At 60.8% G+C, this 20752-nt stretch carries 21 protein-coding genes; 6 read left to right on the forward strand and 15 right to left on the reverse strand.

Going from position 1 to position 20752, the window contains the following annotated elements; genetic code table 11:
• Window positions 1–169: 169 nt before the first annotated feature.
• Window positions 170–2914, reverse strand: a complete 2745-nt coding sequence (polA, locus tag QZ511_RS12145; RefSeq protein WP_295802715.1) for a DNA polymerase I — start codon at window positions 2912–2914, stop codon at window positions 170–172.
• 172 nt (window positions 2915–3086) lie between these two features.
• On the opposite strand from polA, the gene QZ511_RS12150 reads away from it, so the two are divergent.
• On the forward strand, window positions 3087–3548 hold the full coding sequence (locus QZ511_RS12150; protein WP_295802717.1) for a hypothetical protein: 462 nt from the start codon (window positions 3087–3089) through the stop codon (window positions 3546–3548).
• A 33-nt stretch (window positions 3549–3581) separates the two neighbouring features.
• Here QZ511_RS12150 and QZ511_RS12155 read toward each other — a convergent pair whose 3' ends face one another.
• Window positions 3582–4493, reverse strand: a complete 912-nt coding sequence (locus QZ511_RS12155; RefSeq protein WP_295802719.1) for a zinc ABC transporter substrate-binding protein — start codon at window positions 4491–4493, stop codon at window positions 3582–3584.
• 185 nt (window positions 4494–4678) lie between these two features.
• On the opposite strand from QZ511_RS12155, the gene QZ511_RS12160 reads away from it, so the two are divergent.
• Both QZ511_RS12160 and znuB read left to right on the forward strand, forming a co-directional pair.
• Window positions 4679–5482, forward strand: a complete 804-nt coding sequence (locus tag QZ511_RS12160) for an ATP-binding cassette domain-containing protein (RefSeq protein ID WP_295802721.1) — start codon at window positions 4679–4681, stop codon at window positions 5480–5482.
• Between the two features lie 11 nt (window positions 5483–5493).
• Window positions 5494–6285 (forward strand): zinc ABC transporter permease subunit ZnuB, encoded by a 792-nt coding sequence (znuB, locus tag QZ511_RS12165; protein WP_295802768.1) that lies wholly within the window; start codon window positions 5494–5496, stop codon window positions 6283–6285.
• A 31-nt stretch (window positions 6286–6316) separates the two neighbouring features.
• On the opposite strand, the gene QZ511_RS12170 is transcribed toward znuB, so the two are convergent.
• From QZ511_RS12170 to QZ511_RS12195, 6 genes are all read right to left on the reverse strand, one after another.
• Window positions 6317–7120: a CPBP family intramembrane glutamic endopeptidase gene (locus QZ511_RS12170; protein ID WP_295802723.1), complete on the reverse strand. Its 804-nt coding sequence runs from the start codon at window positions 7118–7120 to the stop codon at window positions 6317–6319.
• 132 nt (window positions 7121–7252) lie between these two features.
• A complete protein-coding gene (locus QZ511_RS12175; protein ID WP_295802725.1) occupies window positions 7253–7921 on the reverse strand; it encodes an SCO family protein in 669 nt (222 codons plus the stop codon).
• Window positions 7922–7923: 2 nt separating this feature from the next.
• Window positions 7924–8832 carry a heme o synthase gene (gene cyoE / locus QZ511_RS12180; RefSeq protein ID WP_295802727.1) on the reverse strand — a complete coding sequence of 303 codons (909 nt, stop codon included), beginning with the start codon at window positions 8830–8832 and terminating at the stop codon, window positions 7924–7926.
• A gap of 203 nt (window positions 8833–9035) precedes the next feature.
• Window positions 9036–10085, reverse strand: coding sequence for a heme A synthase (locus tag QZ511_RS12185; RefSeq protein WP_295802728.1), 1050 nt, complete (start codon window positions 10083–10085; stop codon window positions 9036–9038).
• Between the two features lie 25 nt (window positions 10086–10110).
• A complete protein-coding gene (locus QZ511_RS12190) occupies window positions 10111–10761 on the reverse strand; it encodes a hypothetical protein (protein WP_295802730.1) in 651 nt (216 codons plus the stop codon).
• A 1-nt stretch (window position 10762) separates the two neighbouring features.
• Entirely contained in the window at window positions 10763–11629 is an 867-nt protein-coding gene (locus tag QZ511_RS12195) for an SURF1 family protein (protein ID WP_295802732.1), read from the reverse strand.
• A 33-nt stretch (window positions 11630–11662) separates the two neighbouring features.
• Here QZ511_RS12195 and QZ511_RS12200 point away from each other — a divergent pair, with 33 nt between their 5' ends.
• Window positions 11663–11887: a DUF2909 domain-containing protein gene (locus tag QZ511_RS12200; RefSeq protein WP_295802735.1), complete on the forward strand. Its 225-nt coding sequence runs from the start codon at window positions 11663–11665 to the stop codon at window positions 11885–11887.
• A 52-nt stretch (window positions 11888–11939) separates the two neighbouring features.
• Here QZ511_RS12200 and QZ511_RS12205 read toward each other — a convergent pair whose 3' ends face one another.
• Genes QZ511_RS12205 through coxB form a run of 4 tightly spaced genes read right to left on the reverse strand, consistent with a single transcriptional unit; the run spans window position 11940 to window position 16187 of the window.
• The gene (locus tag QZ511_RS12205; RefSeq protein ID WP_295802736.1) at window positions 11940–12830 is read right to left on the reverse strand and encodes a cytochrome c oxidase subunit 3; all 891 of its coding nucleotides are present in this window, start codon (window positions 12828–12830) and stop codon (window positions 11940–11942) included.
• Window positions 12831–12836: 6 nt separating this feature from the next.
• Window positions 12837–13430: a cytochrome c oxidase assembly protein gene (locus tag QZ511_RS12210; protein WP_295802738.1), complete on the reverse strand. Its 594-nt coding sequence runs from the start codon at window positions 13428–13430 to the stop codon at window positions 12837–12839.
• 21 nt (window positions 13431–13451) lie between these two features.
• The gene (gene ctaD / locus QZ511_RS12215; RefSeq protein ID WP_295802739.1) at window positions 13452–15002 is read right to left on the reverse strand and encodes a cytochrome c oxidase subunit I; all 1551 of its coding nucleotides are present in this window, start codon (window positions 15000–15002) and stop codon (window positions 13452–13454) included.
• A 24-nt stretch (window positions 15003–15026) separates the two neighbouring features.
• Complete coding sequence (gene coxB, locus QZ511_RS12220) at window positions 15027–16187, reverse strand: cytochrome c oxidase subunit II (protein ID WP_295802740.1); 1161 nt, start codon at window positions 16185–16187, stop codon at window positions 15027–15029.
• A 524-nt stretch (window positions 16188–16711) separates the two neighbouring features.
• Between coxB and QZ511_RS12225 the strand changes: the two genes are divergently transcribed.
• The gene (locus QZ511_RS12225; RefSeq protein ID WP_295802741.1) at window positions 16712–17986 is read left to right on the forward strand and encodes an MATE family efflux transporter; all 1275 of its coding nucleotides are present in this window, start codon (window positions 16712–16714) and stop codon (window positions 17984–17986) included.
• 133 nt (window positions 17987–18119) lie between these two features.
• Window positions 18120–18779, forward strand: a complete 660-nt coding sequence (locus QZ511_RS12230) for a hypothetical protein (protein ID WP_295802743.1) — start codon at window positions 18120–18122, stop codon at window positions 18777–18779.
• Between the two features lie 10 nt (window positions 18780–18789).
• Here the strand turns inward: QZ511_RS12230 and QZ511_RS12235 are convergent, their stop codons facing one another.
• From QZ511_RS12235 to QZ511_RS12245, 3 genes are all read right to left on the reverse strand, one after another.
• Entirely contained in the window at window positions 18790–19605 is an 816-nt protein-coding gene (locus QZ511_RS12235) for a hypothetical protein (protein ID WP_295802745.1), read from the reverse strand.
• A gap of 20 nt (window positions 19606–19625) precedes the next feature.
• Window positions 19626–19895: a YheV family putative zinc ribbon protein gene (locus QZ511_RS12240; RefSeq protein ID WP_295802747.1), complete on the reverse strand. Its 270-nt coding sequence runs from the start codon at window positions 19893–19895 to the stop codon at window positions 19626–19628.
• A 23-nt stretch (window positions 19896–19918) separates the two neighbouring features.
• Window positions 19919–20752, reverse strand: an 834-nt coding sequence (locus tag QZ511_RS12245; RefSeq protein ID WP_295802749.1) for a M3 family metallopeptidase, incomplete at its 5' end; no start/stop codon positions are given.

Raw genomic sequence — 20752 nt, forward strand, 5'->3', positions numbered from 1 at the left:
CCAACTAACAAGTTTGGTGGCGGTGCCGCTACCGGGTGGTGCCTTGTGAGACACGCCGTGAACCCATCCATGGGGGCTCTTCGAAAACATCCCTGTTTTCGAAGGTCTCACAAGGCACCACCCGGTATCGACACCTTCGCAGCAAGTCCTGTTAACCGGACGTGGTTAATCAATGCGCCTCGTCCCAGTTGGCCCCCTCGCCGAGGTCCGCAATCAGCGGTACATCCAGCTCCGCCGCGCCCTGCATCAGCTCCGGCACCTTCTCAACCACCAGGTCGCGCTCGTCCGCCGGCACTTCCAGCACCAGTTCATCGTGCACCTGCATGATCAGACGGGTCTTGAGTTTGTCCTCCCGCAACCAGCGGTCCACCGCAATCATCGCGCGCTTGATGATGTCCGCGGCGGTGCCCTGCATGGGCGCGTTGATCGCGGTGCGCTCGGCGGCCTGGCGCTGCATGCCGTTGCGGGAATTGATCTCCGGCAAATACAGGCGGCGGCCGAACAGGGTTTCCACGTAGCCCCGATCCGCGGCCTGCTTGCGGGTGGTTTCCATGTACTGCAACACCCCCGGGTAGCGCTCGAAGTAGCGGTCGATATAGGTCTGGGCGTCGGCGCGGGGGATATCCAGCTGCTTGGCCAGGCCGAAGGCGCTCATGCCGTAGATCAGGCCGAAGTTGATCGCCTTGGCGCGGCGGCGCTGCTCGTCGCTGACCTCGTCCAACGGTACCTCGAACACTTCCGCCGCGGTGGCGCGGTGGATGTCCTCGCCGTGGGCAAAGGCGTCCAGCAGGCCCCGGTCGCCGGACAGGTGCGCCATGATGCGCAGCTCGATCTGCGAATAGTCCGCGGCCACGATCAGACTGCCGCCGTTGATCCGCGGGTCGGCCACAAAGGCCTGGCGGATACGGCGGCCCTCTTCGGTGCGGATGGGAATGTTCTGCAAGTTGGGATCGCTGGACGACAGGCGCCCGGTGGCGGCCACCGCCTGGTGATAGGAGGTGTGCACGCGGCCGGTGGCCGGGTCGATCATCAGCGGCAGTTTGTCGGTATAGGTGTTTTTCAGCTTGGCCATGCCGCGGTACTGCATGATCAGCGCCGGCAGCTTGTGCGACAGCGCCAGCTCCTGCAGCACCGGTTCCGCGGTGGACGGCGCCCCCTTGGGGGTTTTCTTGATTACCGGGATCTCGAGTTTTTCGAACAATATGCTGCCAAGCTGCTTGGTGGAACCGAGGTTGAACTCCTCCCCCGCTTCCTCGTACGCCTGCTGTTCCAGCTCGCGCATCTTCTGTTCCAGTTCACCGGACTGCTTTTTCAGCATTGCGGCATCGATATAGGCGCCGTTGCGCTCGATCCGCACCAGCACCGGCACCAGCGGCATCTCGATTTCGTCCAGCACCTTTTCCAGGCTCGGCTCTTTTTCCAGGCGGCCGCTCAGATCCCGGTGCAGGCGCAGGGTGATGTCCGCATCTTCCGCCGCGTAGGGTCCGGCCTTGTCCAGCTCGATCTGATTGAAAGTCAGCTGTTTGGCGCCCTTGCCCGCAATATCCTCGAACTTGACCGTGGTTTCGCCGAGGTATTTCTGCGCGAGACTGTCCATATCGTGGCGGCTGGCGGTGCTGTTCAGCACGTAGGATTCGAGCATGGTGTCGCGCTCGATGCCGCGCAGTTCGATATCGTAATTGGCCAGGATATGGCTATCGTACTTGAGGTTCTGGCCGACCTTTTTCACCTTGTCGCTTTCCAGCAGCGGCTTGAGCTTTTGCAGCGCGGTATCGAAATCGATCTGCACCGGCGCCCCCATATAGTCGTGGGCGAGCGGAACATAGGCCGCCTCGCCCGCCTCTACCGCAAAACTGACACCCACCAGTTTGGCCTGCATGTAGTTGAGGCTGGTGGTTTCGGTATCGAAGGCGAAGATGTCGGCGGACGCGAGTTTTTCCAGCCAGCGGTCGAATTCTTTTTCGTCGGTGATCACCGAGTAGTTGCGCTCCACCGCGACGGCCGCCGCCGCGGATTCCACACCGCTCTCCCCCTGCAGCTCCTCCAGCCAGCTGCGGAATTCCATCTCGTCGAACAGGGCCCGCAGTTTGTCGGTGTCCGGCTCGCCATTGGCCAGTGTTTCCGGTGCCCAGTCCATCTCCACATCGGTCTTGATGGTGGCGAGCACGTAGGACATATCCGCCGCGTCCTTGTGCTCGACCATCTTCTTGCCCAGGGTCTTGGAACCGCGGAAACCCAGGGGCGCGATGGCGTCCAGATCGGCGTAGATATCCTTCAGACTGCCGAGGTTCTGCAGCAGCGCCAGTGCGGTCTTCTCACCGACACCGGGCACCCCGGGAATGTTGTCGGCCTTGTCGCCCATCAGCGCGAGGAAGTCGATGATCAGTTCCGGACCCACCCCGAATTTCTCTTTCACTCCCGCCACATCCAGCTCGGTGTTGGACATGGTATTCACCAGGGTGACCCCCGGGCGCACCAGTTGCGCCATGTCCTTGTCACCGGTGGAGATGACCACATCCATGCCCTTGTCTGCCGCCTGCAGCGCCAGGGTGCCGATCACATCGTCCGCTTCCACGCCCTCGATCACCAGGCGCGGCAGGCCCATGGCATCGATGATGTCGTGGATCGGCTGGATCTGTGCGCGCAAATCATCCGGCATCGGCGGGCGGTGGGATTTGTAGTCGGCAAACAGCTCGTCGCGAAAGGTCTTGCCCTTGGCGTCGAACACCACCGCCACGGTGCTGTCCGGATGCTCCTTGAGGTGGCGGCGCAGCATGGAGATCACCCCGCGCACCGCGCCGGTGGGCTGGCCCTTGCTGGTGGCCAGCGGTGGCAGCGCGTGGAAGGCGCGGTAGAGGTAGGAAGAGCCGTCCACAAGAATCAACGGCGCGGCACTGGATTTTTCGTTTGGCATAGCAATAAGGAGTCACAAATTCGGTTGCAGGCTTGATCGGGCGACAGGATAACCGCGATCGATTTTTTTCGCTCGTTCCGCCCCGCATTGCTGGGGAGTCATCGCACTGTCACCCGCGATCTGCCGCCGCCTTCTAGGCTTTGGGTAGGGAAGTTGCACAGAGGTCACCACCATGAAACCCCACCTTTTTGCCGCACTACTGCTGACCGGCGCCGTTGCCAGCCCGGCCTTCGCCGCAGACGATGCCGCCGACAACACCGGCGACCGCACCAGCGCCAACACAAGTACCGCCGAAGCCATGGAGCATGTGGAAGTCACCGGCTACCCGCTACCCCAGGCCGCAGCACAGGAATTGCTCGCCGAAAGAGAACAGCTGGTTCAGCAGATGCGGGAACAGCACCGGCGCGAACTGCTGCGCAGCGTCCTGGAAGCGCAGTTGCAGCAGTTGGAGGCATTCCGCCTCGAGGGAGAGCGGGACGCGCGGGAATCCCTGGCCCAGGAACTGCCACGGGAACAGCTACAGCAAGTGGAGCCGGCGGCCCTCACCACGGATCCGGATGCCGCCGAGCCCACCGAGGAAACCCGCAGCGGGGAGAGCGAAAGCGCGGAAACCGGGGAGCTGGAGCCGTCCTGAACCGGTCGACCTGATACGGCGGGACCGGCGCGGTTACTCGGAACCGGTGTCGGGAATTTTTCCCAGACACTTGCGTGCGTCCGCCAGCAGCCGCTCCATCAGCGCGCGGTAGTCCGCGGTGGCCGGTAGCCCGGTACCCAGTGGATCCAGTGCCTGGTAGTCGAGATTCAGGTGTTCTGCAGTCTGGCGGTCGCGGTCATTCGCCGGTACCTCGCCGAACAGGCAGCCCCGTGGGCCTTCGCCGCCCGCCGCGGGAGCGACCTTTTCCAGCATGGCACGCGCGCCGTGCTGGTGGCTGGCGGATGTCCCCAGGCTGGTCACATTTACCCCCGCCGGACCGAAGAACTGACCGTAGGCAGTGTGGGTGCTCACGATGGGCACATCGCGATAGGCCCACAGTGCGCGATCCTGCACTTTTTGCAGGTTGGCCATGGCGCGGGAGAAATTCCGCGCGCGCTGGCGGTAGGCGTCCGCCGCGGATGGATCCAGCACCGCCAGCTTGCTGGCGATGTGTGCCGCCATCAACGCGGCATTGCGCGGCCGCAGCCACAGGTGTGGATCCTGCGGGTCGGCGCCGTCGTATTCATAGCCACCGGCCGCCAGCAGGGACAACGCCTTTTCCGCCGGCAGCTGGGACATCTGCCGCGCCAGTACCGCTTCCATTGCCGGCCCCATCCACACCACCAGGGCGGCCCGCTCCATCGCCGCGCGATCCGCCACTTTCGGCGCATATTGGTGGGGGTCGCCGCTATTTACCAGCTGCCTGATTTCCATATCGTCGCCCGCCACTTCCCGTACCAGCATACTCAGCGGCGCGATACTGGTAACCACCAGCAACTTCGCTGCGGGCGGTTGCGGCGACTGTTCACAGCCACCAAGCAACAGTGCAGCGATAACAAAAAACCGGCGGATACGGGAAACGGGACGAAATGAAAACAATGACATGGCACCATAAATTTGCCGCGCGTCGGCGCCCGCAATGGGGAAATGTGGCGGCGCGCGGTGCTGAAAAATAGTGCGATATAATCACACCCGGCTTACACTCGCCAGCCGTTCGCCGGGACCGCCTGTTTCGCGCCCGCGCAATGCGGCTGTTCAATACGCCCTGTCGAGGGCCCCGATCAAACGCAATGGAGTTTCCCCTGAATTCATCCGAGCCGCTCATCCGCGCCCAGGGCCTTGGCCTGGAAATTGCCGGGCGACAGCTGCTGCGGGATATCACCCTGCAATTACAGCCGGCAGAGATCGTCACCGTGATCGGCCCCAACGGCGCCGGCAAGACCACCCTGCTGCGCTTGCTACTGGGGCTCACCAGGCCCACTAGCGGCAAAGTGCAGCGCCGCCCGGGCCTGCGCATGGGCTATATGCCACAGCGCCTGCAGATCGACGCCACCATGCCGATGACCGTGGGGCGCTTCCTGCAGCTGGGTATCGAAGGGGTCAGGGTGGCGGACGCGCTGGCCCGCGTGGGCGCGCCGCACCTGGCGCAGGCGCGGCTGGCGGACCTGTCCGGCGGTGAGATGCAGCGGGTGCTGCTGGCCCGCGCCGCAGCGCGCAAACCGCAGTTGCTGGTGCTGGATGAGCCCACCCAGGGTGTCGACCTGGGGGGCCAGAGCGAGGTTTACCAGTTGATTGCGCAACTGCGCGATGAGCTGCAGTGCGGCGTATTGCTGGTTTCCCACGACCTGCATCTGGTGATGGCGGCCACCGACCGGGTGCTGTGCGTCAACCAGCACATCTGCTGTCACGGCCACCCGGAACAGGTGAGCCGCGACCCCGCCTACCTGGAACTGTTTGGCGACAAGCTCGCCCCCTATACCCACCAGCACAACCACCACCACGACCTCAGCGGCGAGGTGGTGGACGACTGCTGCGACCATTCCCACGGTCACGCCCACGACAATCACAACCACGGGGGCAATAGCGCGCAGTGAACGATCTTTCCATGCTGCTGCACAGCCATTTTCTCTGGTACGCACTGGCGGCCGGGCTGCTGGTGGCGCTGGTCAGTGGCCCCCTCGGCTGCTTTGCGGTGTGGCGGCGAATGGCCTATTTCGGCGACACCCTGGCCCACTCCGCGCTGCTCGGGGTGACCCTGGGCTTTTTACTGCATATCCAGCCGACCCTGGCGGTGGGCGCCAGTAGCTGCCTGCTGGCACTGATGCTGGTGTATCTGCAGCGACGCCAGCACCTGTCGGTGGACACCCTGCTGGGCATCCTCTCCCACTCCATGCTGGCGCTGGGGATAGTTACCGTGAGCCTGCTGGATATCAATGTGGACCTGCTGTCACTGCTGCTGGGGGACCTGCTGGCGGTCTCCTCCCAGGATCTGTTGCTGATGCTGGCGGCGGCCGCGGTGATCGCCCTGCTGCTGTACTGGCTGTGGCCGAAACTGCTCGCCTTCACCCTGCACGAGGAACTGGCGGCGGTGGAAGGGGTGCCGGTGGAGAAGATCCGCCTGGCACTGATGCTGATGCTGGCGCTGCTGATTGCCATCGCCATGAAAGTGGTGGGCGTGCTGTTGATTACCGCACTGCTGATCATCCCGGCCGCAACCGCGCGGCGGCTGTCGCAGACACCGGAACAGATGGCGGGCTTTGCCGCGTTGATCGGCGGTATTTCCGTATTCCTGGGGCTCAGTGCATCGGTGCTGTGGAACACGCCGGCGGGCCCCTCCATCGTGCTGGCGGCCGGCGGGTTATTTCTGTGCGGACAGCTGCGCAAGGCCCGCGACTGAACGGTGGTCGCGTTGCCGGCTACCGGGTCCACTAACCCGGATACTGCAGCAAGGTCATGTGCAGCAGGTTGACCCCCCAGTGGGTCAGGACGCAGGCCCAGAAGCTTTCCCGCAGCTGCCACACCAGCGCGTAACCGAGTCCCGCCACCCCGACGAGTCCGAGCAGCACGGGGGACGCCGCCCAGCCGGTATGCAGGGTGGTAAACAGCAATGCCACCAGCAGTGTTGCCAGCCACTTCCACTGCCGCCCCAGCTTTTGCAGCCCCTGCGTGAGGCCCCGCTGCAGTACCCAGCGGAAGAAGCCCTCCTCCGCAATACATACCACCAGCAGGTTAACCAGTGCCGCAACGGCGATGGTCGCATCGAGCTTTGGGGACGGCCCCAGCAGAAAAAGCCCGGCGCTGATCGGCACCGCGATAGCGATGGCCATCACCGGCAGGTCCGCGCGCTTCAGTGGCTGTGGTCGCACCAGCATAAACGCCACCAGGGTGATGGCGATGGCCGCCTTGGCGGGGCGGAAACTCACATATATCAGGTTGCCGGCGGCGTCGCTGTAGGGTGGCAGCAGGGTGATATGTTCGTTGCCCGGGACCAGCCCACTGTTCACCGTCAGCATCAACGCCGCGGCAATGAAAAAGGCTGCGGCCTTCTTCCACCCGCGGGCATTTTCAATGGCGGCCAGCGCCAGCCAGATGGCCGGGGCGAAAACGCCAACCCAGCCGAAGGGAATCGCCAGCAGGCACAGCAGTGCCGGCGGAAGCCAGAGGTGTTTGCCTTCAAAGGGCTGGGCCGCGTGCAGCACCGGCGCGCCCCGGAAAATACTGAGGGTAAACATAGAACGTCCGTTTTCTTTGCTGTTGTCGTTCGAGGGTGCAGCGCCATCCTAGCGCTGCCAGTGCGGAGATTCCGTGACCAGTTTCTGTTGCCGAATGTGATCCGGGGTCGGCGCTTGATTCCCCTTTAACGCTTAGCCGTTGAAGGTGGCGCGCATGGAGCGATAGGTCAGTTTCATTTTTGCCGGATCCAGCGGCGCTTTGAAAAACGCGTGATAGTGGCCGCGCGGATTGACCAGCACCACCTGGGAGCCGTGGTCCACGGTATAGCTGCCGTCTTCCAGCGGTACCTTGTTGAACGGCACGTTCAACTGGTTGGCAAAACGTTTCAGGTTCAGAAACTCCCCGGTAACCCCGGCGAATTCCGGATTGAAGTAGCGCACATAGTCGTGCAGCTGTTGCGGTTTGTCCCGCTGTGGATCTACCGATACCAGCAGCACGTCGGTGTCTTTGCGGGTTTCCTCGTCCAGGGTCTGGTAAAAATTGTTGAGGGTCGCCAGGGTCGTGGGGCACACGTCCGGGCAGTGGGTAAAGCCAAAAAACACCAGGGTCCAGCGTCCCGCCAGCTGACTGGTATGGAAGCGGTCGCCACTGTCGGCAAGCAATTCGAAGTCGTCCAGTATTCGCGGCCGCTCCAGCTTGATGGCGCCATTGGCGCGCAACTCGGAATCGGTAATGACCCGCGGCTTGCCCATTTTATTCACGAAGCCCGCTACCACCGCCAGCATAAACAGCACCATGATTGCGACGGTGAGGTAAATGCCACGCTTCTGCTCCGGTGTGTGTTGCACATTCCCGCTCATGCTCAGACTCCCGCCTGCGGCAGGGCGATGAGGTAGTGGTCCAGCAACATAATGCAGAACAGTGCCATCAGGTAAATGATCGAGTACTTGAAGGTCTCCATGCCAGCGCTGGGATTTTTATCCCGCAGCATTTCCACCGCCCAGTAAACAAACCCGAGCCCCAGTACCACCGCGCCCAGTAGGTAGAGCCAGCCGAGCATGCCGGTGGCAAACGGCAGCAGGGTCACCGCAAACAGGATGAAGGTGTACAGCAGGATATGCACCTTGGTGTACTGCACCCCGTGGGTAATCGGCAGCATCGGAATTTCCGCCTTGGCGTAGTCGTCGCGGCGATGCACCGCGAGCGCCCAGAAATGCGGCGGCGTCCAGGCAAAAATGATCAGTGCCAGCAGTAGGCCGTGGCCGTGCAGGTCCCCGGTCACCGCGACCCAACCCAGGAGCGGCGGCGCGGCACCGGCGAGACCGCCGATCACGATATTCTGCGGCGTGGCGCGCTTCAGGAACATCGTATATACGACGGCGTAACCCAGTAACGAAAACAGCGTGAGCCAGGCGGTCAGTGCGTTGACGAAAGCAAGAAGTATGGCCATGCCGCTGATACCGAGCACCAGTGCAAACAGCACCGCCTTTTGCGGTTCCACCCGGCCGCGGGCGATGGGACGGTTGGTGGTGCGGGCCATTTTGATGTCGATATGGCGGTCGACCAGGTGATTGACTGCGGCGGCTGAGCCGGCGCACAGGGCAATGCCGAAGTTACCCAGGATCAGAATATCCAGTGGCACCATACCGGGAACGGCAAGCAGCATGCCGATCACCGAGGTGAGGATCATCAGCATCACCACCCGCGGTTTGGTGAGCTCGTAGTAGTCGCGCCATACGGCGCGCTGGACGCTTACTGCCTGGGTACTCATGGTTACCACCTCATTGTCATTATTATTTCGGCCGACTTCCTGCGAACTCTGATCAAAAGCCAGAACTCGCCGCGAAGGTGTCGATGCCGGGTGCAGCCTTGTGAAACCTTCAGCGCCATGGAAGGCGCTGCAGAGCCCCCGGGGATGGGTATACGGCGTGTCTCACAAGGCTGTACCCGGCAGCGGCACCGCCACTGGATTCATTAAGATTTCGCTATCGCCGGCTGCACCGTATTGATCCGGTAGCAAAAGGTCAGCAGGCTCAATAACAGCAGTGCTGCTCCGGCGTTGTGAGCCACCGCAATCGGCAGCGGCAGTGACATCACTACGTTCGCAATTCCCAGTGCCACTTGCAAGCAGAGCACCGCCAGCAACCCCTGGGCCCAGCGCGGGGAGCCCGCCTTCCAGGCGCGGAACGCGACCAGGCACACCAGCAGACTCACAATGATCGCGCCGATTCGGTGGGTTAAGTGGATTGCCGTGCGCGCATCGCTTTCCAGCGCGCCGCCCAGGTAGTTGGGACCGATGTGCTGGGCCACGTTGAAGCCCTGGGTGAAGTCCGCGGCCGGCCACCACTGGTTGTGGCAGGTGGGAAAATCCGGGCACGCCAGTGCCGCGTAGTTGGAACTGGTCCAGCCACCGAGGGCGATCTGCAGCGCCACCGCGATTACCGCGATCACCGCCAGCGGGCGCAGTTTCTGCAGCGCGGTGAATTCGTGAGGCGGTATCAGTCGCCGGCGGTAGCGCAGCCGCTCCGCCAGCATCCACAGGATCGACAGGGTCGCCATGCCGCCCAGCAGATGGGCAGTGACCACCTGCGGCCACAGCTTCAGGGTGACGGTCCACATGCCGAAGGCAGCCTGCAGTACGATCAGACCGAGCAGGATATGGCTCTGGACGAACCCGCGATGGCCGCGGCGGCGCCAGAACATATAGGTGAGCCCCGCCACCAGCAACAGCAGGGTACCGGCAAAATAGCGGTGTACCATCTCCGGCCAGGTCTTGTCGGTCTCTACCGGGGCATGGGGAAAGGCCTGGTTGGCTGCCTGGATCTCGTGACCTTCATTGGGCCACAGCAGGTGGCCGTAGCAGCCGGGCCAGTCCGGGCATCCCAGGCCGGCGTGGGACAGCCGGGTAAAGGCACCCAGGACCACCACCACCAGTGCCAGCGCGGTGCCGATCAATGCGAGGCGGAAGCGCCAGTCTTTTTTGTAATTTTTACGCAGTTCGGTGATATCGGATTCCACATCCATCGCTTGCTCTCTCCTGTTTACCCGGTTACTGCTCGTAGGAGTACTTCAGCAGTCGTTTGATGTCTTTCAGCAGTTGGTTGCCGGTGTGGCGGTTGTCGTAGACCATCATGGCGAATCCATTCTGGTCCACCAGCAGCGCGCTGGGTCGCTTCAGATTGGCGTGGTCGCTGTCCGCAAGCCACTGGTCCAGCGTGGCCTGGTCGGCGGTGGCCAGGCGCAGTCGCGGGTGCTGGTCGGAAATACTTTGATGACTGAGTGCCGACAGTGGTTGTCCGGTGACCAGCAGTCGCTCCACCCGATGTGCCTTGTCACCCAGACGGATATGCACCTGGCGCGTGGTGTACAGCAATTTCTGGCATTCACCCGCACAGATTTCATCACCCAGGATCAGGTAGCGCCACTTCGGTGCTTCGGCGGCGAGGTCGAGGGTTTCACCTTTTTCAGAAACCAGCTGTATGTCTTTCACCGCGTGTGCCGGGGTCAGCAGCTCACCCTGGTTAACGGTACCGTCTGGCATACCGATGCCGGTGTAGAAGATGCCGTAGGCCGCGACTATCGGCAGGGCGACGGCAGCGAAGACCCCGATTCCGGCCCAGCGGCTGAGCCCGGATTTCTGTTTTCGGTTGGGATTATTTTCCGCAACATTGATGTTGTCGGTACCGGTATTTTCTGCCATTTCATTCACCTCGCGCTGCGTCTGTCGGACGCTGATTATTGTTATCTGCCCGCGTGGATACGGGTCTACGATGGTGTTTTGTCACCCTGATGATACTGCGAATATTGGTCGCCGCCAGTAGCCACAGAATAAACAGTGCCGCGGCCATGGAAAACCACTGCACGGCGTAGCCCTGGTGCCTCTGCGGATTTACATTGATCAGTTGCCAGTCGGTGGTCAGTGCGGTGTCGGAGTCCGCACTGATACGGATGTGCCAGTCCGGCTGGCGAAGGTTCAGCGCGGCCGTGTGTTTGCGATTCAGTGACTGTATGCGCGAACCCGGTCCGGCGACGCCCGGCTGCTCAGCTGCACTTTCGCCGACGGGATAGAGGAAGCCGGTAATGACCTTGGCCGCGCGCGGATAGGCAACTTCCGGCAGTTCGCTGCGGCGGGATTTCCCCGGGAGCCAACCGCGGTTCACCAGCCAGCGTTGTTGGCCGCTGCTAAACACCTGCAGTATTTCATAGCCGGCACGCCCGTTGCGGGTGCGGTTATCGAGATAGAGGTATTCGTCGGTGTAGTATCCGAGCAGGCGCACGGGGGTGTAGATCTCGAGCTGTGAGAGCTGCGCGATTTTCTGTGGCTGGGACGCGAGGCGGGTATCAATGCGATCCAGCATCTGCTGTTTTTCTGCTCCCCGCTGCAGCTGCCAGCTGCCGAGGCCGAGGAGTAATGGAAACAGGCACAGGCTTAGGATCGTAAGGGGCCAGTTGCGGATAAATGCTACACTGGCTGCTCGCGACTGTTCTCCCGCTTCCCTGGAGTTTTCTGCCGTCCCGGTGGGTAATGCGTTGTCGCCTTTGGCGGTCGACGTGTTCGGAACTGTCATGCCAATAAGTACTTCTATAAATGGCGTTGAATTATGTGGCTTAAAGCAATAATCGTTTTGTTGTTTCTCGCCGTGCTGGTCAGCCTGACCAGCGCTCTTGTTTTCCTGCTGCGCGATATGGGCGCGCCGGAGTCCAAGCGCACGCTCTATGCGCTTGGTATTCGCATTTCACTCGCCGCACTGCTGCTGCTCGCCATCTGGTACGGCTTCGACAGCGGTATGCTTTCCAATACAGCGCCCTGGGCGAACAAATACTGAAAATACGCTTCAATTGGTGGACACGCTGGGCATCCACCAACATTGCTACACTTTACGCGCCCAGCACGTAAACAAAGATAAACAGGCCTACCCACACCACGTCCACAAAGTGCCAGTACCAGCTCGCCGCTTCAAAACCGAAGTGGTCGTCCGGCTTGAAGTGGTGGGCGATAACCGAGCGCAACAGCATGATCAGCAGCATGATGGTACCCAGGGTCACATGGGCACCGTGGAAACCGGTCAGCATGAAGAAGGTGGTACCGTAAATACCGGATTCCAGTGTCAGTCCGAGATGCTGGTAGGCTTCCATATATTCTTCTACCTGGAAGAACAGGAAGGCGGAACCCAGTACCACGGTGGCCGCGAGCCACAGATTGAATCCCTGGCGCTTGTTCTTTTTCAGGAACACATGGGCGACGTGAACGGTCACGCTGGAAGCGAGCAGCAGGAAGGTGTTCAGCAGCGGCAGGTGCCAGGGGTCGATAATGCCCTTGGGACCCAGGACCTTGGCGGACTCGCCACTGACCGCCTGATCCGGGGTGACCATCAGCGGCCAGGTATTCTGGAACCCTTCCCACAGTATGTTCGAGCTGCCGCGGTCGCCCTCCCCGCCGAGCCACGGCAGGGAAAAGTTGCGAATGTAATACAGGGCGCCGAAGAATGCCGCGAAGAACATCACTTCCGAGAAGATGAACCAGCCCATACCCCACACGTAGGACCGCTTGAGCTGCGCGCTATTGAGCCCCTGCATGTTCTCGCGGATAACGGTGGCGAACCAGAACCACAGCACCGTGGCCATGGAGAGTGCGCCGGCAAAGAAAATATAGGAGCTGCCGCCGTTGACCCAGTTGGCGGCACCGAAGGCTGTCAGGAACAGGCCGATGGTGGCAAAGATGGGCAGCCGGGACTGCTCGGGAACATAGTAGCTGCTTTCTGTGGCCATATTTATTTATCCCTCTCGCTTGGACTCGCGCTCAGTTAGGGGAGCATCCGCCTTTTTGTTGTTCGTTTGTTTCGCCATCCGTTCCGTGACATCAAACAGCGTGTAGGAGAGCGTTATGGTATTCACGCCGCGGGGCAGATCCGGGTCGACGATAAAGCGCAAACCCAGTTCTGCAGATTCGCCGGCGGCGAGGGTCTGCTGGTTAAAGCAGAAACATTCGGTTTTGTGGAAATATTCTGCCGCTTTCGACGGCGCCAGACTGGGAATCGCCTGGGCGATCATTTCCCGCCCGGAAGGGTTGCGGGCAATGAACACGGTATCCGCCGGTTCACCCGGGTGCACCCGCATCTCCACGGTGCCGGGGCGGAACTCCCAGGGCATGTTTTCATTGTTGGTAGCGACAAACTGGACTTTCACCAGCCGCTCGCGATCCACCGCTGCCGGGACCGCCTCGTAGCGCTCACCGGTCTTGCCGTTGAGGCCGGTGATCTCGCAGAAGGCGTCGTACAGAGGTGGCATCACGAACAGCGCGAACCCCAGCATGCTGACCGCGAGGGTCAGCAGCTTTGCGGTGGTTTTTGCGTTGTCACTCCAGGCCATGGGGATTTTCCGTGCTATCGATCAGCGCACCGCCGGGGGCGTGCTGAAGGTGTGGTACGGAGCCGGCGAAGGCACTGTCCACTCCAGTCCCTGCGGGTTTTCCCAGACTTCATCGGTGGCTTTGTTGCCGCCGCGCACGGTACGCAGGACGTTGAACAGGAACACCAGCTGCGCGGCGCCGAACAGGAAGGCGCCCATGCTGGCAATCTGGTTGAAGTCGGCGAACTGCAGTGCGTAATCCGGAATCCGCCGCGGCATACCGGCGAGCCCAACAAAGTGCATCGGGAAGAAAGTGACATTCAGGCCGATAAATGCCAGCCAGAAGTGCACCTTGCCCATGGTCTCGTTGTACATATTGCCGGTCCACTTGGGCAGCCAGTAGTAGACCCCGGCGGTGATCGAGAAGATCGCACCCGGTACCAGCACATAGTGGAAGTGCGCCACCACAAAGTAGGTGTCGTGATACTGGAAGTCCGCGGGGGCGATGGCCAGCATCAGGCCGGAGAAGCCACCCAGGGTAAACAGGATCACGAAGGCGATCGCAAACAGCATCGGCGTTTCGAAGGTCATGGAGCCCCGGAACATGGTGCTCACCCAGTTGAACACCTTCACCCCGGTGGGTACCGCGATCAGCATGGTGGCGTACATAAAGAACAGCTCACCGGCGACCGGCATGCCCACGGTAAACATATGGTGGGCCCACACGATAAAGCTGAGGAAAGCGATCGACGCGGTGGCGTATACCATCGAGCTGTAGCCGAATAGCGGCTTGCGCGCGAAAGTGGGAATGATCGCCGATACGATGCCGAAGGCCGGCAGGATCATGATGTACACCTCGGGGTGGCCGAAGAACCAGAACACGTGCTGGAACAGTACCGGGTCACCGCCGCCGGCGGCGCTGAAGAAGCTGGTGCCGAAGTGGATATCCATCAGCATCATGGTCACCACGCCCGCCAGCACCGGCATTACCGCAATCAACAGGTAGGCGGTGATCAGCCAGGTCCACACGAACAGCGGCATCTTCATCAGGGTCATGCCCGGTGCACGCATGTTGAGGATGGTGGCAACGATGTTGATCGCCCCCATGATCGACGACGCACCCATGATATGGATGGAGAAAATAAAGAAGGTCACGCTCGGCGGCGCGTACTCGGTGGACAGCGGCGCATAGAAAGTCCAACCGAAGTTGGGCGCACCGCCCTCCATGAACAGGGTGGATGCCAGCATCGCGAAGGCGAATGGCAGGATCCAGAAGCTCCAGTTGTTCATGCGCGGCAGCGCCATATCCGGAGCGCCGATCATCATCGGCACCATCCAGTTGGCGAGGCCGACGAATGCGGGCATCACCGCACCAAACACCATGATCAGGCCGTGCATGGTGGTCATCTGGTTAAAGAATTCCGGCTGCACAATCTGCAGGCCGGGCTGGAAAAGTTCGGCGCGGATCACCAGCGCCATACAACCGCCTAGCAGGAACATTGCAAAACTGAACCACAGGTACATCGAACCGATGTCCTTGTGGTTAGTGGTGTAGAGCCAGCGGGTAATTCCGGGTTTCGGACCGTGTGCCATAACTAAACTCCTTTCGGCTCCTGCTTAATTATTCTTGAAATTGAGAATGTCGATGGGCTGCACGGTGTCGCCCATATTGTTGCCGAAGGCGTTGCGCTGATAGGTGATTACCGCGGCGATATCCACCTCGCTCAGCTGTGCGCCAAAGGCCTGCATCGCCGGGTTCTTCGACGAGCCGTTGACCACCATGTTCAGGTGTCCGTCCATCGGTCCGGTGGCCACCTTGGAGCCGGCAATCGCCGGGAAGGCACCGGGCACACCCTGGCCATTGGGCTGGTGACAGGCGGCGCAGGTACTCGCGTAAATCTTTTCACCGCGCTCGTACAGTTCATCGAAGGTGAAGGTCTTGTTGGTGAGTTCCTTGATCCGCGCGGCCTGTTCGGCGCGGTCACTCAGCCATGAGTGATACTCGTCTTCCGGTACCGCCTTGACCACAATCGGCATAAAGCCATGGTCCTTGCCGCACAGTTCGGCACACTGGCCGCGGTAGATACCCGGCTCATCGATGCGGGTCCAGGATTCGTTGACGAAGCCGGGGATCGCGTCCTTCTTCACCGCCAGATCCGGCACCCACCAGGCGTGGATGACGTCATTCGCAGTAATCAGGAAACGGATTTTCTTGTTGACCGGCACCACCAGCGGCTCGTCCACTTCCAGCAGGTAGTGGTCGTTTTTCGGCAGCTGGTTATCGATTTGCGCGCGCGGCGTGGAGAGATTGGAGAAGAAGGAGACATCGGAACCCAGGTAGTCGTACTTCCACTTCCACTGGTAGCCGGTGATCATGATATCGAGATCGGCTTCCTTGGTGTCGTAGATGTCGTACAGGGTTTTGGTGGCGGGTACTGCCATACCGACGAGAATGAGCGTGGGAATGATCGTCCACACCAGTTCCACAAAGGTACTCTCGTGGAATTGCGCCGCCTTGTAGCCCTTGCTCTTGCGGTGGCGCCACATGCTGTAGAACATCACCCCGAAAACCACGATACCGATTGCCACGCAGATCCAGAAAATCAGCATGTGCAGATCGTAAGTGGTGCGGGAAACTTCAGTGACCCCCTGGGTCATATTGACCCCCCAGCGCTCCGCACCCTCTTCGGCTTTTTGCGCAGTTTCCTGGGCAAAAAGTCCGGGTGCAATAGCCGAGATGGTCAGGAAGGCGAACAGCCGTTTTAAGCCCATCAACATCGCCTGCAGATCTCCATGTTTGTTATTCTCGCGAGCCGCTATCCTGCGGTCACATCACTGCGGCCTTGCCACACGAATACTGCATTGTGCGCACGGTCGCGGTACTGCAACCTAAAAAAATAGCAAAACCCTGTAACAGCGGCTGGCTGCAAGGAAGACTGGAGTCTGCCCCGACCGGGTGATCGGGATATTTTCCACACATCGAAATGTGGACATGCTGTAGTAAACCAAGACTACATACACTGCACGCACGCCGGGGGTGGCCACAACTGCGTGATACTGCTGACAGTGCAACTTGTTATTTTTCGCCAGGGGCTTTTTTACTTCAGAATGTCGTCGTCCGGAAGGTACAACCAACAACCTGTGTTTTTTTGTCGCATCTACTGCACAGTCAAAAGGAACACATCGCCAGCAAAAAGTCAATTAAACCGCCAACTTACATGAAAAATTCATTGGCCCCCCGGGGGGCGCTTTCGCGCCGGGCAGTCGCTCCCTATTTGCGGGTATGGAATCTCGCCTGGCCGATGATTCTGAGCAACATCACCGTGCCGCTGCTGGGCGCCGTGGATACGGCGGTACTCGGGCACCTGTCCAGCCCGGAATATCTTTCCGGCGTCGCCATTGGCGCCAGTGTGATTTCCATGCTGCTGTGGGCTTTCGGCTTTCTGCGTATGGGCACCACCGGGCTGGTTGCGCGCGCCCCGGACAGCGGCGCAGCCTGGCTGCTGCGGGCACTGGCACTGGCGGGAACACTGGGGGCGGCGCTCTGGCTGCTGGCAATCCCGTTGTTGCCCACCATCGTGCAGTGGATGAATGCCAGTGCCGACGCCGCGCCACACGCCCGCGACTATCTGCAGATCCGGCTGCTGAGCGCGCCACTGGCACTGGCGAATTTCGCCCTGCTGGGATTTTTTATCGGCCGCCGCGACAGCCGCTCGCCACTGCTCGTGCTGGTGGCCGCGAACCTGCTGAATATCCTGCTCGACCTGTGGTTGATCATCGGGCTGGGCATGGGCGCCCGCGGTGCGGCCTGGGCGTCCGTATCTGCGGACCTGTGCGGCTTTGTGCTCGGCGGATACCTGCTGGTGAGGCGCCACCGCGGTGCCTGGGAGGGGTTGCGCCGGGTATCCCGCTACACGGAGTTCTGGCCGTGGCGGAAAATACACCCCTGGCTGGAGTTGCTGCGGATCAATACCGACCTGTTTATCCGCACCTGCCTGCTACTGTTCACGCTGACGTTTTTTACGGCCCAGGGAGCGGCGCTGGGAGATGCCGTGCTCGCGGGCAATGCCATATTGCTACAGCTGCTGATGATGACGTCTTACGGACTTGACGGCTTTGCCCACGCCACCGAGGCCCTGGTTGGCAACGCCATAGGCCGGCGCAATATGCCGCAGTTCAACCGCACCGTGCGCGCGGCCGGGGTACTGGCACTGGCTTCGGCGCTGCTGATCACCGCAGTCCTGTTGACGGGCCGTGACTGGATCCTGCCGCTGTTCACTGCCATCCCCGCGGTGCTGGATGTAGCGCAGGGGCACTATCCGTGGCTTTGCGCGCTACCGCTGATTGCGGTATGGAGTTACCAGCTGGACGGGGTATTTATCGGCGCGGGCAAGAGCCGGCAAATGCGTGACACCATGTTCATTGCCACTGTGACGGTGTTCCTGCCCTGCTGGTGGTTTACCCGCCAGTATGACAACACTGGCATCTGGCTCAGCCTTTTTTTGTGGTTCAGCGCACGATCCGCCGGCCTTATGGTCTACTTTTATTACTACACTAAGAAAAACTATTGGCTGTAATTGGAGCTACGGCGCACACCCTCTTCCAACGTTAAGCAGTCTTGCCCAAACGTCTGTGTCCGGGGAGCAGACACCACCAGAAGTACAAGGCAAAGAAACGGGGAGGCGGCCCAGCCGTTTATATTTTTGCTGTATGTCAGACCCTTACACACTTATTCAACAGTGCATTGATCGCGCGGTTGCCGCAGAGCAGGAACGCTTCCGTTTCCGGCGCTCGCTGCATGATACGTTGCCAAATCTGCACCGCAGTATCCAGCTGCCCCAGCGCGACGCGCCGCTGCACCTGACCTGTTTCGTCATCCGCTATATCCAGGTGATTCCGGCCTGGATGCAACAGCTGGAATCCCTGTGCGAGGCAGGCGGACTGGATTTCCGCCCGGTGCGGGAGTTGATCGCCCACAGCTTTAGCGAGGTGCCGGAGCGCCAGCCCCATGAACACGGGCTGGGTTCCATTCTGGACGAAGCCTACCTGGCCCACCGCACCATGGAAGAAATCAACGACCGACTGCAGCCCAGGTGCGGCACACCGCTGTTGCCGATGGATTCCATGATCGCCAACCTGGTGGTGCGGGAGTTACTCGGCGAGACGCTGTCCTGCCAGCTGGATGACCTGAGCGAGTTGCTGTTAAGACGCTTTGAGCCGGGAGAACTGGATCCCGAGCACCTGGTTTCCCTGATTCTGTGCAAGCAGCGCTTCGAGGAGACCCCCGGGGAGTGGCCGGACTTTGCCCACCATATGCAGATAGACCTGCGCCCCCCTTCCCTGCGCTACCAGCTCGACACCTCACACTGAGCACCGGGACTTACCCCCGCTGGCGAGTGAGCACCTGCTGCCAGTGGTTGTAGAAATCGGTTTTGCCGGTCACCAGTGCCCGGTTCAACTCTTCCACCTGACGGCGAAGCTCGCCATTGTAGAAATAGAGACTGCCTCCGCGCAGGGTAAAACCGCGGGTATTATCCGCCAACAACTGGTAGAAGTGCGCCTGCCGTTCCAGGTAGCGCTCTACCTCGCGCCGCGAAAACTGGCCGCGGCGGTAGCCCGCCAGCACCGTCTGTTCCAGCTCTGTGGCGACCATCTCCCGGGTTTCTGTCGAGAGTTTGCTGTGCTGCAGCAGGCCGCGAATATCCGAGCGGATATCTTTCAGGTAGCTGTCGGCGGCCTGCGCCGCAACCTGCACCTGATCAATCACCCGCTTGCGTCGCTTGAGCATGCGCGCTTCTTTCAATCCCTCGTTGCCCCACAGGCCGGTACTGGCCATATGCCCCAGTGGGCGAAAAATGGTGCGGTGCTGGCGGTTGCTGTTTTCCGTCAGCTGTTCACACATGCTTACCGCTTCCCGCCATGCGTCGAAAGGTTTTCCATCGAGAATTTTTTCCGGCAGTGCCGTCACCTCAGCGGTGAGTGCATCCGCCTCCTGCCGGTAAAAATCGGGCCTTGCCTGCCAATTGTTGGCCTGCAAGCGGAACATGGACAGCAGGCTCTGGTTGACACAGCGACTCAACAGATAGGAAACCTGTTCGCGCTGCTGCGCACGCAGGTTACTGTAATGGTTGAGTCCGTAGAGCCCCGCGATGACAGTAACCACCAGCAGGGCGATAAGGGGATAGAGTTTTTTCAAGCGGCTAGTACAGTGTGTTTTTAGTGGTTATCGGTTTTCGGCGGCTGCAAAATTTTTACCGCCGTCTCCTCCACTTCCCTGTCTGCGGTGTTATTCACCCGGGTATCCAGTTCCCGCGACGATGCCTGCAGGCGGATCTCATCCTTGAAGCCACACGCCACGCACTCGCGATAGTTTTTATCGCCGAGTTTGTAATTGACGATCCTGTCCATGGCGCTGCAGCGCGGACAGACTGCGCCGGCAATAAACCGGCGCTTTACGGGCTTCAGCTGTTCGTTGTCATCGGTCATGTTAAAACCTCTTGCAATGCCGATTATTCAATGCCGGGTTCGATACCCGGTTCTATGCCAGAGTGACGCAACAGCGCATCTATTTTAGGGCCGCGCCCACGAAATTCTGTGAACAGGTCCTGCGGATCGCGGCTGCCGCCCTGCTCGAGAATGGTGTGCAGGAATTTTTGCCCGGTCGCCGGATCAAAAATTCCGTTTTCCTCAAACAGTGAAAAGGCATCCGCGGACAGCACCTCGGCCCATTTGTAGCTGTAATAGCCGGCGGCGTAACCACCGGCAAAAATGTGGCTGAAGCTGTTCTGGAAACGGTTGTCCGGGGACACCGGCACCACCGAAACCTGATCGCGCACGTCGTTGATCACGCGCCGGATCTCTTCCGCGTTGGCGCCCTCCGGGCGCGAGTGCAGCAACAGATCAAACAGCGCAAACTCCAGCTGGCGCACGGTAAACATCGCGGACTGGAAATTCTTCGCCGCCAGCATTTTCTCCAGCAGTACCTGTGGCAATGGCTCCCCGCTCTGGTAGTGGCCGGAAATCATCGCCAGCGCTTCCGGTTCCCAGCACCAGTTTTCCAGGAACTGGCTCGGCAGTTCGACGGCATCCCAGGCCACACCGTTGATACCGGACACCGCCGCCACGTCCACCTGGGTCAGCATATGGTGCAGCCCGTGACCGAACTCGTGAAACAGGGTGGTGACCTCGTAATGGGTCAGCAGCGCGGGGGCATCGCTGGATGCGGGAGAAAAATTGCATACCAGATAGGCTATAGGCAATTGCAGTCCGGCCGTGGTCTGGCGCCGCACACGGGCGTCATCCATCCAGGCACCGCCGCGTTTTTTCTCGCGCGCGTAGGGATC

This window comes from uncultured Microbulbifer sp. (assembly GCF_913055755.1).
GTDB lineage: Bacteria > Pseudomonadota > Gammaproteobacteria > Pseudomonadales > Cellvibrionaceae > Microbulbifer.